Source organism: Thermophilibacter mediterraneus (assembly GCF_900119385.1).
Taxonomy (GTDB): domain Bacteria; phylum Actinomycetota; class Coriobacteriia; order Coriobacteriales; family Atopobiaceae; genus Thermophilibacter; species Thermophilibacter mediterraneus.
In genome coordinates, this window is sequence record NZ_FPKO01000007.1 from 236,846 (window position 1) to 253,162 (window position 16,317).

The following is a 16,317-nucleotide window of genomic DNA, read 5'->3' on the forward strand; positions in this document are numbered from 1 at the left end:
GTGGACGCCGGGGGAGGGGGCGTCAGCAGGCGGGCGTTTCTGTCCGCGCTGGGCATGTTTCCTGCTGCCATCCGCCTGGGCGGGGGTGATGGCGGGACGATCACGGTGGACGTGGGCCGCGCTGTCTTCACGAGCTGCTTCACGTGGGAGTCCCTTGGCATCCCCAGCGCGGAGGACTCTCGAACCATGAGGGCGCTCGAGTCCCTTGCGGTCGGGGAGCGAGTCGAGCTCGTCGAGTCCTGCTCCCCGTCGAGCTACCCGGGCTCCGTCTACCCCGTCTGCACGCTCAGGGACGCGAGGGGCCACGAGTTCGACTCACATCTCGAGGATGGCGGGCTCGACATCGGAACGCTTCGCTCCCTCGAGTCGAGGGGAAGGGTCCAGGGTACCGTTACCGCGGTCGAGACACAGTACGTCGACAACTGGCCAACGGAGATCGGCATCGTCAAGGTATTCCTAGACGTCGAGGTCTCCTTGGAGGACTCATAGCTTGTGCCTCGGGGCGGATGCGCCGCTCACATAATCCACACACGGATTCAGCTGATGATTGGCACCGCGACAGGCTTGCAAGACGGATAAAAACCGTTGACGAGCATGATGAATCGGTGCCTTCCACGCGATTTTGCTCGTCTCCACAACGCAGAAAACCCCTGTTGAAAGGGGTTTTCTGCGTCGAGGTAGCGTATCACCTTGGGGAAGGGTGCGTGCTCAAGACAGCTGGTAGGTGGCGGCGTCACCCGTCTCAAGCGTATCACCTTGGGGAAGGGTGCGTGCTCAAGACGACTCGGTCGACTCCACCGCTTGGCTGTATAGCGTATCACCTTGGGGAAGGGTGCGTGCTCAAGACCGTGAAGCCCTCCTGCTCGGCGATCCTGACAGCGTATCACCTTGGGGAAGGGTGCGTGCTCAAGACTAGCTGCGGGTACAATCCACGTATAGGCAAAGCGTATCACCTTGGGGAAGGGTGCGTGCTCAAGACTCTCCGACGTGGATATGCGCCGACTCGATGAGCGTATCACCTTGGGGAAGGGTGCGTGCTCAAGACCGGGTCGCCGATGACGGCGCACTCGATGCCAGCGTATCACCTTGGGGAAGGGTGCGTGCTCAAGACCTTGTCGTGGGCGGTGAGCTTGCCGTCAGCAGCGTATCACCTTGGGGAAGGGTGCGTGCTCAAGACAGCCTGATGGTGGCCATGGTCTTCTCGTCCAGCGTATCACCTTGGGGAAGGGTGCGTGCTCAAGACAAGTCCGTCACCTCAATCACCGACGCCATCAGCGTATCACCTTGGGGAAGGGTGCGTGCTCAAGACTCCTCCTTGTGGTAGCGGAACCTCGCCGACAGCGTATCACCTTGGGGAAGGGTGCGTGCTCAAGACTGCGCGGGTCGCGCCGTCCGTTCGCGAACAAGCGTATCACCTTGGGGAAGGGTGCGTGCTCAAGACAGGCGTCTGCGACGCCGTCGCGACCACCTGCAGCGTATCACCTTGGGGAAGGGTGCGTGCTCAAGACCTTGCCGAGGTCGCGCTCCGCGCTCTCGCCAGCGTATCACCTTGGGGAAGGGTGCGTGCTCAAGACGTCGACTCATATCAGGACACGTACACCGCCAGCGTATCACCTTGGGGAAGGGTGCGTGCTCAAGACAATCTGCTCGGCTGTCACGTTAGCTACCACAGCGTATCACCTTGGGGAAGGGTGCGTGCTCAAGACTACCGTGAGGGCCAGCCGACACGACCGGAAGAGCGTATCACCTTGGGGAAGGGTGCGTGCTCAAGACCCGAGCAGATGAAAGGCCCGAGCGCGGTCGAGCGTATCACCTTGGGGAAGGGTGCGTGCTCAAGACTCCGTGACCGGCACCATCCAGTGCGACATCAGCGTATCACCTTGGGGAAGGGTGCGTGCTCAAGACTGAGCCCGGCTCTTGCGCGCTCGGCCCGCAAGCGTATCACCTTGGGGAAGGGTGCGTGCTCAAGACGCTGTCGCCGAGCTCTGAGCAAATCTGCTCAGCGTATCACCTTGGGGAAGGGTGCGTGCTCAAGACAACGGCGCTGGTGTCACGTCCGACGGTAGCAGCGTATCACCTTGGGGAAGGGTGCGTGCTCAAGACCGCCTTCCTGCTCGCGTCGTAGTGCCGCACAGCGTATCACCTTGGGGAAGGGTGCGTGCTCAAGACTCTCGTTCGTAACGGTGGCGTTCGAGAGGTAGCGTATCACCTTGGGGAAGGGTGCGTGCTCAAGACATCGTTCAGCGTGGCCTCGGTCGCGTACTCAGCGTATCACCTTGGGGAAGGGTGCGTGCTCAAGACCGCGGGGAGCCAGCCGTGGTCGTGATTACCAGCGTATCACCTTGGGGAAGGGTGCGTGCTCAAGACACCGAGCCGCGCATGAACTGGGGCGCCTTCAGCGTATCACCTTGGGGAAGGGTGCGTGCTCAAGACTTCATCGCCACCGTGCTGTGCGCGCTCTCGAGCGTATCACCTTGGGGAAGGGTGCGTGCTCAAGACTTGTAGTTCACGCTCGCCCAGTTCCAACCAAGCGTATCACCTTGGGGAAGGGTGCGTGCTCAAGACCGGCGAGGACATGCGGCAGAAGGTCGTGCAAGCGTATCACCTTGGGGAAGGGTGCGTGCTCAAGACGACCGACAGACCCTGATTCATTGACCCCGCAGCGTATCACCTTGGGGAAGGGTGCGTGCTCAAGACTGCGTCTGTCATGTCCTGTTCCTCTTCCTCAGCGTATCACCTTGGGGAAGGGTGCGTGCTCAAGACATCCAGAAGGTCGAGTACCAGGACGATTCCAGCGTATCACCTTGGGGAAGGGTGCGTGCTCAAGACCCGACGTGGAGACAGGGCCGTTGACGCTTGAGCGTATCACCTTGGGGAAGGGTGCGTGCTCAAGACCCGCCGCGAGAGCCGCCTCCGAGATACTTGAGCGTATCACCTTGGGGAAGGGTGCGTGCTCAAGACTGGTGGTGGTGGTGGGGCGCGGACGAGCTGAGCGTATCACCTTGGGGAAGGGTGCGTGCTCAAGACCAGGTCGTGTCCGCCATAACGCCGATGCTCAGCGTATCACCTTGGGGAAGGGTGCGTGCTCAAGACTGCGCTGCGCGTCGGGTGAAAGGAGTGAAAAGCGTATCACCTTGGGGAAGGGTGCGTGCTCAAGACCGGCCAGTACTGTACCCACGCACGACCGCCAGCGTATCACCTTGGGGAAGGGTGCGTGCTCAAGACGCGAAAGAGGCTTCCCATATCCTCGCTACTAGCGTATCACCTTGGGGAAGGGTGCGTGCTCAAGACTTGTATACAAGACAGCGAGCGCGCACGTTAAGCGTATCACCTTGGGGAAGGGTGCGTGCTCAAGACGAATCATGAGGGTCGATCACTACGCGTCAGAGCGTATCACCTTGGGGAAGGGTGCGTGCTCAAGACTGCTCGATCATCGTTGACGTGAACGCGAAGAGCGTATCACCTTGGGGAAGGGTGCGTGCTCAAGACTATCAGAGGTTTCATGAATGCCCTACCAAGAGCGTATCACCTTGGGGAAGGGTGCGTGCTCAAGACTAGGTGTGATTAGCTGAAACACAACGTTGCAGCGTATCACCTTGGGGAAGGGTGCGTGCTCAAGACTAGGTGTGATTAGCTGAAACACAACGTTGCAGCGTATCACCTTGGGGAAGGGTGCGTGCTCAAGACTCCGCGTCCGCGAGCACGCAGCTCTCCGCCAGCGTATCACCTTGGGGAAGGGTGCGTGCTCAAGACTCAAGGAGCTGTTGCGTGAATACTTTGATGAGCGTATCACCTTGGGGAAGGGTGCGTGCTCAAGACGATGGTGTTCCAGTTCTCCCTAGTCCACATAGCGTATCACCTTGGGGAAGGGTGCGTGCTCAAGACTTGTCGTGGACGGTGAGCACGCCGTCGGCGAGCGTATCACCTTGGGGAAGGGTGCGTGCTCAAGACTGAGAAGGCCGTCCGGCTCGCGCTCCTCCAAGCGTATCACCTTGGGGAAGGGTGCGTGCTCAAGACTTTGAGCGCCGTTGTTTTTGGCATGGTGTCAGCGTATCACCTTGGGGAAGGGTGCGTGCTCAAGACTCGGCTACAGAGCTGGATGGCGTTGGTGCCAGCGTATCACCTTGGGGAAGGGTGCGTGCTCAAGACTCACTCGGCGAGGACAACGCCATGTCGATGAGCGTATCACCTTGGGGAAGGGTGCGTGCTCAAGACTCATTCCGCACAACGGAGACGGCCCCACGAAGCGTATCACCTTGGGGAAGGGTGCGTGCTCAAGACGAATGGCGAGTCTATCAGCCCGGAGCGGAAAGCGTATCACCTTGGGGAAGGGTGCGTGCTCAAGACCTCAAGCCATATGCCGTAGTCGACGCCGTGAGCGTATCACCTTGGGGAAGGGTGCGTGCTCAAGACAACGGGCGATTGGTATACATAGACGAACCCAGCGTATCACCTTGGGGAAGGGTGCGTGCTCAAGACTGACCTGTCGATGACCCTGTCGCCGTACTCAGCGTATCACCTTGGGGAAGGGTGCGTGCTCAAGACGCACGAGCGCGAGACAGTCAGGGCCGTCCTAGCGTATCACCTTGGGGAAGGGTGCGTGCTCAAGACCATCCGACGAGCTAGGGCGCCACACCCGGGAGCGTATCACCTTGGGGAAGGGTGCGTGCTCAAGACGAAACCAAGGGCGGGGGCAACCCCGCCCGAAGCGTATCACCTTGGGGAGGGGTGCGTGCTCAAGACAGTAAGCTCGTCCGGTCCGTCGACCGCGTGAGCGTATCACCTTGGGGAAGGGTGCGTGCTCAAGACCAGTCCCCGATCTCGCTCACGTTCGACATTTAGCGTATCACCTTGGGGAAGGGTGCGTGCTCAAGACACTATGGCAACGGTGATGCAAGGCGCAGCGAGCGTATCACCTTGGGGAAGGGTGCGTGCTCAAGACCTCCGAGTGCGGGGCCGAGTTCGACGAGAGAGCGTATCACCTTGGGGAAGGGTGCGTGCTCAAGACTATCAGGACTGGCAGGAGCATCAGGACAATAGCGTATCACCTTGGGGAAGGGTGCGTGCTCAAGACATAGAGCTTGTGGATATGGACGGCAGCAAGAGCGTATCACCTTGGGGAAGGGTGCGTGCTCAAGACATAGAGCTTGTGGATATGGACGGCAGCAAGAGCGTATCACCTTGGGGAAGGGTGCGTGCTCAAGACAGGTAGACCTGCACCGAGTCGGACAGCGGGAGCGTATCACCTTGGGGAAGGGTGCGTGCTCAAGACGACCGTGACGAAGCTGCCGCTCATGGTGATAGCGTATCACCTTGGGGAAGGGTGCGTGCTCAAGACTCCGAGAACAAGGTGCTCCGTGCCTGCGAGAGCGTATCACCTTGGGGAAGGGTGCGTGCTCAAGACAACGTCTTCCAGTACGGCGGGAGCACCGCCAGCGTATCACCTTGGGGAAGGGTGCGTGCTCAAGACACATTTCGCCATGTCGGTACCCCGTTCATTTAGCGTATCACCTTGGGGAAGGGTGCGTGCTCAAGACACGTGCTTGATCTCCTGCGTCTCCGACTCCAGCGTATCACCTTGGGGAAGGGTGCGTGCTCAAGACTCCGGCTCGGCAGACGCTGCCATGAGCGCCAGCGTATCACCTTGGGGAAGGGTGCGTGCTCAAGACTAGGGGTGCTTGCACCCCTATCCTTGCCCAAGCGTATCACCTTGGGGAAGGGTGCGTGCTCAAGACTGCCGGGTGTGCCACAAGTGCGGCGCCATCAGCGTATCACCTTGGGGAAGGGTGCGTGCTCAAGACCGATAGCTTGACGCATGCCCACGAGCGTAGAAGCGTATCACCTTGGGGAAGGGTGCGTGCTCAAGACGACCCGCGCACGGGCAAGTACAAGACCCGTAGCGTATCACCTTGGGGAAGGGTGCGTGCTCAAGACTACACAATGGAGGGCATGGCCGAGGGCATCAGCGTATCACCTTGGGGAAGGGTGCGTGCTCAAGACAGGTACTCGGTCATCTCGACGGCGCGGCGCAGCGTATCACCTTGGGGAAGGGTGCGTGCTCAAGACACGTCCTCGGCGGTGAAGCCGTAGGCGAGGAGCGTATCACCTTGGGGAAGGGTGCGTGGCAATGACTGATGAAATGTGACCGTCTCTCGCAAGAGAGAGACGGTCACAAAGTATGCCTACAAATTTCCCCAACATCTACCAAGGATATCCTCTGTGATTTTAATTGGAAAAGTTATATTATCAATCTTTCCAATAGAAGGAAAACAAATCTTCTCCCCAGAGTAAATACTCTTTAGTGACCAATTGGCTGCATCGATGTCAAAGCCAGAAAATCTGCCGATCTCATGGTCAACCCGCACCGCATCTCCGAGATAGAGACAAATCGGTTTGCCGGAAAGGACCCGCTCAGGAATGGGCTTCCAAGTCTTTCTCCCCTTATGCGCTTGGGCAATCCGCGGCACATACGTCCCGTTTCGCAGAGCCGGTAGGTCGGCATAGTAGATCGGGTCGGCGTACCACTGGCCACGCCCCTTTCTGGCATCGACATCGTGCCAGAGGCGCAGGCAGATCATTCCTCCGACCTTGATGGCGGACTTCTCGTCATCGGAGACAACTGCGTTGCCAGCGGGCTTCGGCTTGCCGCCCTTTGCCGAGAGAAGGTCCTTGCCCTTGTCGTCGGTTCCGACATAGGAGTAGATCGTCTGCTCAAAGAGCTCGCCCGACCCGACGCGGGGGACAAACCTGGTCGGGATGACCTTCTCGCGCATCTGTCGGACGTCATCGGCAAAGGATGGCCAGGGCATAGACCCAAGAAGCGCCTCGTCGCGACCCTGCTCGTTGAGCGTGTAGTGGTGCTCGGAGAGCTTTGCCGTCTGAATGACGAGCGAGCGAGAGCACGCGGCAATCACGCACGCATCCGTTGCGTGGTGACGGTCGTCCGAGCGGTCCTTCTCCCCCGCCATGCCGAAGTTGAGCCCCCAGGACCTTCTGAGCCACGCCGAGGCGGTGCCCTTGGTCGGCACGACGTGAACCTTCCTGCCGTCGTTCGGGAAGGCGAGGCAGTCCGAGAGATAGGCGCAGACCTCGCGGGCCATGTAGGCCGTGTCCGTCAGGTTCCTGCTTTGGAAGTCGCCCTCCTTAGACATGAGGTCGCGCTCGAGGAGGAAGCCACGCTTCCGCGGGCTGATCCTGCGGTTCTCTTGGACGGATGCGACAAAGGAGTTCCAGTCGGGCGCGCCCGCCTCCTCGGAGGTCATCCACTCGAAGGGAGACCGCTCGCGCTTGAGCTGGTTGCTGTGGGCAAGGACGAGCACCTTGTTGTGGCGCGAGTTGTCTCCCGTGCGAGAGAAGGGGAGGATATGGTCGACCTGGGTGTACGTGTCGTCATTGACGAGCCGCAGGGCGTCGATTCTCTCGCCCGTGTAGATGTCGCAGTTCCCCTGCTCCTCCCAGAGGCGCCACTTTGCCACAAGTGAGTTCTTGATCCGGTCGTGGTCTCGCCCCGTGAGTTCGGAGATCTGCTTCCTGATGCGCTCGTTATCCTTCTCGTTCTGACGGTTGGCACGGGCGATGGAGTCCTTGGCCTTCTTGGGTAGCGCGAGCTCGCGGGCGAGCTCGACGTGAATCTCGTTGGGGACGCCCCATTCACCACAGACGGCGTTGACGACCTTGCGCATCTGAGCCATCGCCCTGAGGACGACGGGGTTGTTGTTGGTGCGGCCGGTGAGGGCGATCCATGCGGCGTACGGCATCAGCTTTGTCGACCGCTCGATGCCGGCTGAGCCGTGCTTGCGAAGCTCATCAAGGCCAGTGGCCGTCTCGGCGTCCGTGAGAGTGAGTACCTCGGGTTCCTCGAAGGCGCCCAGCAGCAGGTCAAGCGCCTTCTTGGAGCGGGACCCGTATCCGTTGAGGGCACGGCTCGAGTAGGGGAGGCGCTCGACGAGGGCGACCTCGTCATCGGTGAGCTCAAGCTCCTCGAGACGCGAGCTCAAGACGGGGAGGGACGAGGAGTACGCGACGGCCTCCATCGTCGCGTCCGCGAGGTCGCGGTCGGCGAGAAACCTCGTGAGCAGGGCCGTCCCCTCGGAGCCGAGCGTCTTTCGCAGCGTTCTCCAGCCTTGCGGCCGGTATACCTCGCGGTTCTTCTCGTCATCAGACGAGATGCCCTTGAACGAGGTCCGGGCGTCGAGGTCGAGGCGCCTTCTGATGTCGGAGAACTTGACCTTGCACTCCTTGTTGCCCTTGAGCGCGGAGGGGGAGAAGAGCGTGTCGATGAAGGTGTCGCGCTCCTTTGCGGTGAGCGGGCGCGTCGTGCCGTCGGGGAACTGAATTGTGACGTTGCCGAGGGCGCCGTATGCGGAGACGAGCTCGCTCGTGAGCGTGCAGCGCGCCGCGCGCTTCTCGCCGGGGAAGTACACGCAGTTGCCGACGAGCTCGTAGCTTCGCCTGTCGAACGCGTCGCGGGGCTTCTCCCAGTCGAAGACCTCAAGATAGGCGTCCTCGAGATCCTCCGTGGCAGACGTGCTTCCGAAGGACCTCTGCGCGCTGAACAGCGCGCGCACCTCATCGGTGAGCTGTGCGTGGGTGACGCACTTGTCGTACTCCCCGGAGCGGTTCCTGCTGCGCGGCTGCGTAGCAAGCCACTCACCGACGGTTCTGGCACCGCTCTCCGCGAGAAGCTTCTTGTTCTGGCTTATGGCCTTGAGGACCTTTCCGTCCTCGCTTGCGCTGTCGACGTCACCCTCCCCGCCCTCACCGTGGGGTATGTAGCCGCGGCGCTTGCAGAGCGAGTACAGGACGATCGCCCACTCGCGGTCGGTGAGAAGCCGGTCGAGTCCGGCGACCCTCAGCCTGATGGGCGGTTGGTCGCCTTTTGCGGTGTGGAAGAACTCGGGGGTGGCGCCGGCGGGGACGAGGCCCTGCTCCTTGAGGAGGCGAAGGCAGTGCTTCAGACGATTCTGCGTCCTGTCGAGGTTGCGACGGGTTGAGCGGAAGCCCCGTCGCACCGCCGCCTTGCTCTGCTGCGTCTTGGGGACGACGGGCGAGTCGAAGAGACGGGACCCCATCTCGAGAATCTCGTGGTTGTGGAGGTCGATGAGAGAAAAGCCGCAGCTGGCGACCCCGGGATCGAGTCCAAGGACGAGGTAGCGGCGAACCCCAAGCTTTCCAAAGAGGCGAACGGACTCAGGCTGCATGGCAATCCAATCTGAAAGAGTGCTGACTCGAGCTACGGTACCACCATAGGACATGGACCGGACACAAGAGACCCCTCAGTGGCGAGCTGGAAAGGGTCGCCGTGCCATTTGGGTCCCCCGCTTAGAGGACCAGGGTGAGCTGGGCTCCTTGCTCGTCGTGGGACGAGGTCGGGGGATTGGTGTTGAGAAGCCTGAGCCTGCTTGAGTACTGCTTCTCGGTGAGTTCGAGAACGGTCACGACGCCGGCGGGGGGCAGGTTGCATCTCAGCCGCTCGACATGGGCCGCCGACGACTCGCGCGTCAGGAGGAGGCGAGAGTAGATGGAGAATTGCTCCATGTGGTAGCCGTCCTTCACGAGGAACTTTCGGAACTCCGCGTAGGAGCGCCTCTCCGCCTTGCTCCCCGTGGGGAGGTCAAACATCACGAGCAGCCTCATGACCCTCATCTCCGCTCCTATTCGATCGGCACGGTCTCGAGCCCGTCGAGCCTGGGGAGCAGGAGCCTCCCGGCGTTCCTTTCCAGGACGGCGGACCGCAGTGACGAGAACATGACCTCGATGCACTGCACGCAGCTGCACCGCTTGCCATCCATGACCATGACGTGCTCAAACACGCGCGCGAGGAGCGCCTTGCTCTGCGGAGTCAGGGGATCGGTGACGTGATACGTCATGACGAGGAGGTCGACGAGCGGCCTGAAGGGCTCGATGAGGTCGTCGACGAGATTGAAGGCGTTGTAGACGCTATGGTGATGGATACCCCGAGAGACGAGCCAGCCTCCTCCGACCGCCGCGCGTCCGATTCCCGCCCTGAGCACGCCGTAGCCGTAGTCAAGCGCGGAGCTGTACGCGCTGCTCCGTCGCGTTCCGTGCTCGATGAGGACTTGGAAGTATGCCGAGGCGGCGGCTCCCTCGCGATTGCTCGTGTCGCCAGAGAGGACGTCGCTCGCAAACGCACGGACCGTGCCGGAGGGGAGGCCGAGCTCATCGAGAACGGCTGCCTGGTTGAGGATCTTTGCCCGCACGACCCGTTTCCAGAGCTGCTTGGTAAGCGGCTTTGTCATGGTCAGCTGGTCCTCGACGATTGCCGCGTGTCGAGAGTGGGCGCCGATGGGGAGCAGCAGCCCATTGGGCATGTGGTCGTCCCCGCAGATCATCACGCCTATGCCGGCGTCGTTGAGCTTTGACAGGCAGGCGGTGGTGAGCGTGGTTTGATGGGACTCAACGATGACGACCCAGATTTCCTCAAGGGGAAGCGTCGTCGCTCCCCTGTCGGTCCTCACGCTGAGCATGCCGTCTTGGATGCTGAGGTGCGCCTTGCTCTGAATGAGAACGGTTCTGCCGGCCATAGAATGTTGCCTCATTAGGGGAGAAGAGGTGCTAGACTATCCCTAGAGCGGCTCACCTTGGGGAAGGGTGCGGCTCCAGACAAGGGAAGTCAGCTATCTGACTTACCCGTAAAGTTACCCCCGCACCGTCCTCGGACGATGCGGGGCGAACTTTTTATCTGGCCGCTTTTCTACGGACGGTCGGAATGCGTCAGCGAAAGGGGCTGCGCGCCCCGCTCTCGACCCTCGCTCGCGCTCCGTCAGGTGTCGCGGGCATCAGTGAGGTAGAGGCCGACCATGACCTGCTTCCAGGGGCTTTCCGAAGGGTCGACCTTGAGCACGCGACACTCGAGCACCCCGGCGTGACCATAGTGGAGGAGCAGCGACGGGAGGTGGTTCTCGCCCGAGGGGACGTAGCCGAGCTTTGTCCCCTGCCAGCGAATCGCGACGGCCTCCGAGTCGTGGGGGTTGTCCGGCTCCGTGACGAGCTGGAGCGGGGACCCCACCTTGAGCTGATCGATGACCGTGGCGCCGTCCCAGTGCTGGAAGCCGGCGATGTTGAACGTGGCGATGTGACGTGACGGCTCGTACATGAGCTCCTCCTTCCCTGGCGTCCCTGCGGACATGGTAGGTGCCGCTCCGGACATAAGTGTCTCCGGTCATGAGAAAAGACACGTACACATGTTCTAGTATTGTGATATTATGATGCCAATGGTAGGGCGGGCGAGCGGGATTGCCGTCGCGCGCCCGCACCCAAAAGCCGATGCCCTTGGATAGGAGGACGTCATGCCCGTCGTTCACACCCACTGCTCCGAGCCCATCCCCGTCGAGGCCCGCGAGGTCCTCAAGGCCGCGTACGGCAAGGCCATCGAGGCCGTTCCGGGCAAGTCGGAGGCGTGGCTCATGTGCGTCTTCGACGAGTCGGCCCCCATGTACTTTGGAGGGGACGACTCCAGGCCCTCCGCCCTCGTCGAGGTGAGCGTCTTTGCGCGCTCCGAGGTCCCGGCGGCCGCGTGGGAGCGCTTCACGGAGGAGGTCACCCCCGTGGTGTCCCGCGCGCTCGGGGTCGACCCGGAGCGCATCTACCTCAGCTACGGCTCCACGCCCAACTTTGGGTGGAACGGGGCGAACTTCTGATGGGGGAGGGTCTGGGCGCGGAGGACGTCGAGCGCCTGGCGGCCTACGAGTCCTTTGCCCGCGACGTGCGTGCCGAGCTGGCGAGCACCAGGGAGAAGATGTCCGAGCTCGCCGCCGCGGGCAAGGTGAAGACGGCAACGTACCGTCAGCTCTTCGCGGCTCGCGTCACGCTCAGGGAGATAGACTCGCGCCTCTCCGCCCACGGGCTGTAGGGTTGTGTCGAGCCACGCCACCGGGCAGGCCATCTACATCGACGGAGGCTGGACCTGCGTGTAGTCGGCGCGGCTTCGTCGCGTGCGGGCGCCGCCCCGCCTACGCGACGGAGCCGAGCCAGGCGCGCACGTCCTTGCCCGCCGTGACGAGCAGGACGCCGCCCACCACGCCCATGACGGCGGAGACCGCCCAGAGGTCGAACGCCGTGTCGAACGGCGCCAACTGCACCGGGAGCATCGCCCTCCCGCCGGAGCGCGGGTCCAGCCCGAGCATCGTGAGCAGCAGGGTCGCAACGGCGACCACCACCGACAGGAGCGCGACCATGCCAAAGAGCGCGCGGCTCATGTGGCTGACGCCCCTGCGCGTCGCATCGCGGTCGATTGCCCCCGCGCCGTCGGTCGCCGTGCGCCCGGCGGCGGACGCGAGGCGACGCGCGCCGGAGCGCATGACGAGGTAGGCGACAAGCGAGACGAGCGCCAGCGCCAGGTAGAAGACGGCGAACACCCCCACGCACGGGTTGGCCGCGCTCAGCGAGGTCGCCCCCGTCAGCAGCGCGAACGCCGCCCAGAACGCCCTTGATTGCCGCATGTCGACCTCACTTGTCTCCAGCCACGTGGCGGCCGCGTCACTGCGGCCCCATCCATCATATGACGCCGCGCCCGCTATTCCGTCGGCGCGAACTGTGCCTCGTAGATCGCTCGGTAGCGACCGCCCGCGGCAAGCAGCTCCTCGTGCGTGCCGCGCTCCGCGATGCGCCCGTCTGCGACCACGCAGATGAGGTCTGCGTCGCGCACGGTGGAGAGCCGGTGCGCCACCACGAAGCTCGTGCGACCCTCCATGAGCCGCGCCAGCGCGCGCTGGACCAGGAGCTCGGTTCGGGTGTCGATGTTGCTCGTCGCCTCGTCGAGGATGAGCATGGCGGGCCGCGCGAGGACGACGCGCGCGATGCACAGCAGCTGCCGCTGCCCCGCGGAGAGCGATGCGGAGCCGTCGAGCACCGTGTCGTAGCCCTGCGGCAGCCGCATGACGAAGTCGTCCGCGTACGCCTCGCGGCAGGCGGCGCGCACCTCCTCGAGCGTGGCGTCGGGCCTTCCCATCGCCACGTTCTCGCGCACCGTCGCCCTGCGCAGCCAGGTGTCCTGCAGGACCATGCCCCACCCGGCGCGCAGGCTCTCGCGCTCGAGCTCGCGCACGTCGTGCCCGTCCACGACCACCGCGCCGCCGCTTACGTCGTAGAACCGCATGAGCAGGTTGATGAGGGTGGTCTTGCCGCAGCCCGTCTCGCCCACGAGGGCGACCCTCGTGCCGGGCCGCACCGCGAGGTCCACGTCGCGCAGCACCGGGCGGCCCGGGTCGTAGCCAAAGGCGACGTGGTCGAGCCGCACCTCGCCGTGCGGCTCCGCGAGCGCGACGGCGCCCAGGGCGTCGGCGTCCTCTGCGGGCTCGTCGAGCAGGTCGAAGAGGCGGCGCGCGCAGGCGACGCAGTTCTGCAGCTCGGTGGCGACGCCGGATATGTCGTTGAAGGGCTTGGCGTACTGGTCCGCGTAGCCGAGGAAGGCCGAGAGGCCACCCACGGTGATGCCGCCCGACATGGCGACGAACGCCCCGAAGATGCCGATGGCGGCGTAGACGAGGGCGTTGGCGAAGCGCGTGGTCGGGTTCACGAGCGACGAGAAGAACACGGCCTTGAAGCTCTCCTGTCCGAGCGCGGCGTCCGTCGCGGCGAAGCGAGCGTGGACACGGTCCTGGACCTCGAAGGTCTCGACGGCCGAGATGCCCCCGACCATCTCCTCCACGTAGGCGGTGAGCTCTCCGCGCAGGCGCGTCTGCCCCGAGAAGTGCCGCGCGCTGTGCGTGGCGATGAAGCGGGCGGTGAAGATCGAGACGGGCGTGAGAAGTGCCACCACGGCGGCGATCGCCGGGTTGAGCGCGAACATGAAGGCGAGCGTCACCACGATGGTGAGGACGCCGGTCGGAAGCTGCTGGAAGGCCATGAGCAGGCCGTTGGTGAGCATGTCGGCGTCGGTCACGATGCGGCTCGCCAGGTCGCCGTGCCCGTGCGCGTCGAGGTAGGAGAGGGGCAGCTCCTGCAGGTGGTCGAAGGCGCGCCGGCGCAGCTCGAGCGCGGCCCCGAAGGCGAGGCGGTTGGTGACGGCGCTGAGCGCCCACTGGCAGCACGCCGTGGCGGCGAGCGCGACGGCGATGAGCGCGAGGGTCTCGTGCAGCCCGGCAAAGTCGACCCTGCCGGGCCCCGCCACGCAGTCGACCGCCCGGCCCGAGAGCACGGGCAGCGCGAGGGTCCCCACGACCACGCAGGCCGTGAGGCCGGCGGCAGCGGCCACCTTTCCGCGCTCTGCCGAGAAGAGCCTCGCGATGCGACGGACGGTGCCGTCCGCGGCGAGCTTCGCCTCGCGACTCATCGCGCCACCTCCTCGGAGCTGAGCTGGGACTCGCAGATCTCCCGGTAGACGGGGCAGCGCTCGAGCAGCTCCTCGTGCGACCCGAGCCCCACCTGCCTGCCCCCGTCGAGGACGAGTATCTGGTCGGCGTGGCGCACGGTGGTCACGCGCTGGGAGATGAGGATGACCGCGGCGCCCGAGCAGTCGCGCCTCAGCGCCCGGCGCAGGGCCGCGTCGGTCGCGAAGTCGAGCGCGGAGGACGCGTCGTCGAGCACGAGCACGCCCGGCCTGCGCGCGAGGGTCCGGGCGACGGCGAGGCGCTGGCGCTGGCCGCCCGAGAAGTTCCGCCCGAACTGCTCGACCTCCGCGGCGAGGCCGTCCTCCCTTCCTCCCGCGATGCCCGCGGCCTGCGCGGTCGAGAGCGCCGCCTCGAGGTCCTTCTCGCCCGCGTCGGGCCCGCCCCAGCGAAGGTTGGACTCGATGGTCCCCGAGAAGAGCGTGGCGCCCTGCTCGACGAGGGACACCACGCGCCGCAGGCTCTGACGCGTGAGGTCGCGCACGGCGACGCCCCCCACGCGGACCGAGCCGGACGTGGCGTCGTAGAATCGCATGACGAGGCTCGCGAGGGTGGACTTCCCCGAGCCCGTGCCCCCGATGACGCCGAGCGTCCGCCCCGCCATGAGCTCGAAGCTCACGTGGCTGAGGGCGCTCCCGGCGCCCCCCGGGTAGGTGAAGCTCACGTCGTCGAAGGCGACGGCGGGGCGGTCGGGCGCGAGGACCGCCTCGAGCGGGCCGTCGGCCATGGAGGGCTCGGTCTCGAAGACCTCGTTGACGCGCCGCGCGCAGGCGGACGCCTTGGAGAGCAGCATGATGAGGTTGGTGAGCTTGAGGAGCTCGACGAGCGCCTGGCTCACGTAGCTCACGAGCGCCACGAGCTGGCCCTGGGTGAGCGTCCCGGCGCTCACGCGGGGCCCGCCGAGCCACAGCAGGGCGATGAGCCCGCAGTTGATGGCGACGTAGGTGAGCGGGTTCACGAGCGCGGAGATGTCGCCGGTCGTCACCTGCCGGTCGCGGACCGCCCCGGCGACGCCGGCGAAGTCGGAGCGCTCGCTCTCCTCGCGGCGGAAGGCGCGCAGGACGCGCACGCCCTCAAGATTCTCGGCGACGCGCAGCTGGACGTCGTCAAGGCCCCGCTGTATCTGGCGGTAGCGGCCCGTGGTCACGCGCATGAAGCCCATGACTATGGCGCCCGAGACGATGACGGCGGCGAGAAGCGCCGCCCCCTCGACGCCGTCGACGAGAAACGCCGCGACCACCGTCCCGAAGGTGACGAAGGGGGAGCGCAGGATGAGGCGGAAGAACATGTTGAGGCCGTCCTGCACCTGCTGGGAGTCGTTGGTGATGCGCGTCACGAGGCTCGCGCGGCCGATGCGCTCGACGTCGGCGCGCGAGAGGGTCAGGACGTGGGCGAAGAGGTCGTCGCGCATGGCGGTCCCGAAGGCGGAGGCGAGGCGCGAGCAGAAGAACTGCGCCGTGACCGAGATGACCCAGGCGAAGACGCCGACGCCTGCGAGCAGCGCGCCGTGGGCGAGCACGTAGGAGGCGTCGCGGCTTGCGATGCCGACGTCGATGACCTGCGCCATCACGAGCGGGACGAGGAGCTGCAGCAGCGCCTCGAGCCCCTTGAACAGCGGCGCGACCACGCACTCCGCGTAGTGGCCCGCGAGGTACCTCCTGAGCTTGAACATGCGACCTCCGCGAGAACGTTCGATGCCCCCCAATTCTAGCGCGGGAGGGGGCCGTCCCGCGCCGGTCGGGCGCGGAGGCCAGCCGAGAAGAACGTGCGGGCTGCGGTCACTTTGGGACCCCGAAACGTCCGGAACCCGCACGTGTCTGGGGTTCGTGCGGGTTGCGGTCGGAATCGGGCCCCGGAACGTCCGCAGCCAGCACGTGTTGTGGGAACGTGCGGGTTGCGGTCGGAATCGGGCCCCGAAGCGTCCGCGGCCCGCACGTACGTCAACAACGTGCGGGCCGCGGACGGAATG

10 protein-coding genes and 1 CRISPR repeat array are annotated in these 16,317 nt (G+C 64.4%); of the genes, 3 read left to right on the plus strand and 7 right to left on the minus strand.

Going from position 1 to position 16,317, the window contains the following annotated elements:
* A complete protein-coding gene (locus BQ7106_RS01050) occupies positions 1 to 489 on the plus strand; it encodes a hypothetical protein (protein ID WP_072369929.1) in 489 nt (162 codons plus the stop codon).
* A 190-nt stretch (positions 490 to 679) separates the two neighbouring features.
* Positions 680 to 6,132: direct repeats of the CRISPR family, unit length 36 nt; unit sequence AGCGTATCACCTTGGGGAAGGGTGCGTGCTCAAGAC.
* A 50-nt stretch (positions 6,133 to 6,182) separates the two neighbouring features.
* On the opposite strand, the gene cas9 is transcribed toward BQ7106_RS01050, so the two are convergent.
* The 4 genes from cas9 to BQ7106_RS01070 all read right to left on the minus strand — a co-directional run bounded on the left by cas9 (position 6,183) and on the right by BQ7106_RS01070 (position 11,116).
* The gene (gene cas9, locus BQ7106_RS01055; RefSeq protein ID WP_072369933.1) at positions 6,183 to 9,200 is read right to left on the minus strand and encodes a type II CRISPR RNA-guided endonuclease Cas9; all 3,018 of its coding nucleotides are present in this window, start codon (positions 9,198 to 9,200) and stop codon (positions 6,183 to 6,185) included.
* A gap of 121 nt (positions 9,201 to 9,321) precedes the next feature.
* Positions 9,322 to 9,645: a CRISPR-associated endonuclease Cas2 gene (gene cas2, locus BQ7106_RS01060; protein ID WP_072369937.1), complete on the minus strand. Its 324-nt coding sequence runs from the start codon at positions 9,643 to 9,645 to the stop codon at positions 9,322 to 9,324.
* Between the two features lie 8 nt (positions 9,646 to 9,653).
* Positions 9,654 to 10,544, minus strand: coding sequence for a type II CRISPR-associated endonuclease Cas1 (gene cas1 / locus BQ7106_RS01065; protein WP_072369940.1), 891 nt, complete (start codon positions 10,542 to 10,544; stop codon positions 9,654 to 9,656).
* 239 nt (positions 10,545 to 10,783) lie between these two features.
* Positions 10,784 to 11,116, minus strand: a complete 333-nt coding sequence (locus tag BQ7106_RS01070) for an HIRAN domain-containing protein (RefSeq protein ID WP_072369943.1) — start codon at positions 11,114 to 11,116, stop codon at positions 10,784 to 10,786.
* Positions 11,117 to 11,309: 193 nt separating this feature from the next.
* Here BQ7106_RS01070 and BQ7106_RS01075 point away from each other — a divergent pair, with 193 nt between their 5' ends.
* Entirely contained in the window at positions 11,310 to 11,660 is a 351-nt protein-coding gene (locus BQ7106_RS01075) for a tautomerase family protein (RefSeq protein ID WP_072369946.1), read from the plus strand.
* Entirely contained in the window at positions 11,660 to 11,872 is a 213-nt protein-coding gene (locus BQ7106_RS01080) for a hypothetical protein (RefSeq protein ID WP_072369949.1), read from the plus strand. Before BQ7106_RS01075 ends, BQ7106_RS01080 begins: the two co-directional genes overlap by 1 nt.
* Positions 11,873 to 11,972: 100 nt before the next feature.
* Here the strand turns inward: BQ7106_RS01080 and BQ7106_RS01085 are convergent, their stop codons facing one another.
* The 3 genes from BQ7106_RS01085 to BQ7106_RS01095 all read right to left on the minus strand — a co-directional run bounded on the left by BQ7106_RS01085 (position 11,973) and on the right by BQ7106_RS01095 (position 16,020).
* Positions 11,973 to 12,461: a hypothetical protein gene (locus tag BQ7106_RS01085; protein WP_072369952.1), complete on the minus strand. Its 489-nt coding sequence runs from the start codon at positions 12,459 to 12,461 to the stop codon at positions 11,973 to 11,975.
* Between the two features lie 74 nt (positions 12,462 to 12,535).
* On the minus strand, positions 12,536 to 14,293 hold the full coding sequence (locus BQ7106_RS01090) for an ABC transporter ATP-binding protein (protein ID WP_072369955.1): 1,758 nt from the start codon (positions 14,291 to 14,293) through the stop codon (positions 12,536 to 12,538).
* Complete coding sequence (locus BQ7106_RS01095) at positions 14,290 to 16,020, minus strand: ABC transporter ATP-binding protein (RefSeq protein WP_072369958.1); 1,731 nt, start codon at positions 16,018 to 16,020, stop codon at positions 14,290 to 14,292. Before BQ7106_RS01095 ends, BQ7106_RS01090 begins: the two co-directional genes overlap by 4 nt.
* Between the last annotated feature and the right edge of the window lie 297 nt (positions 16,021 to 16,317).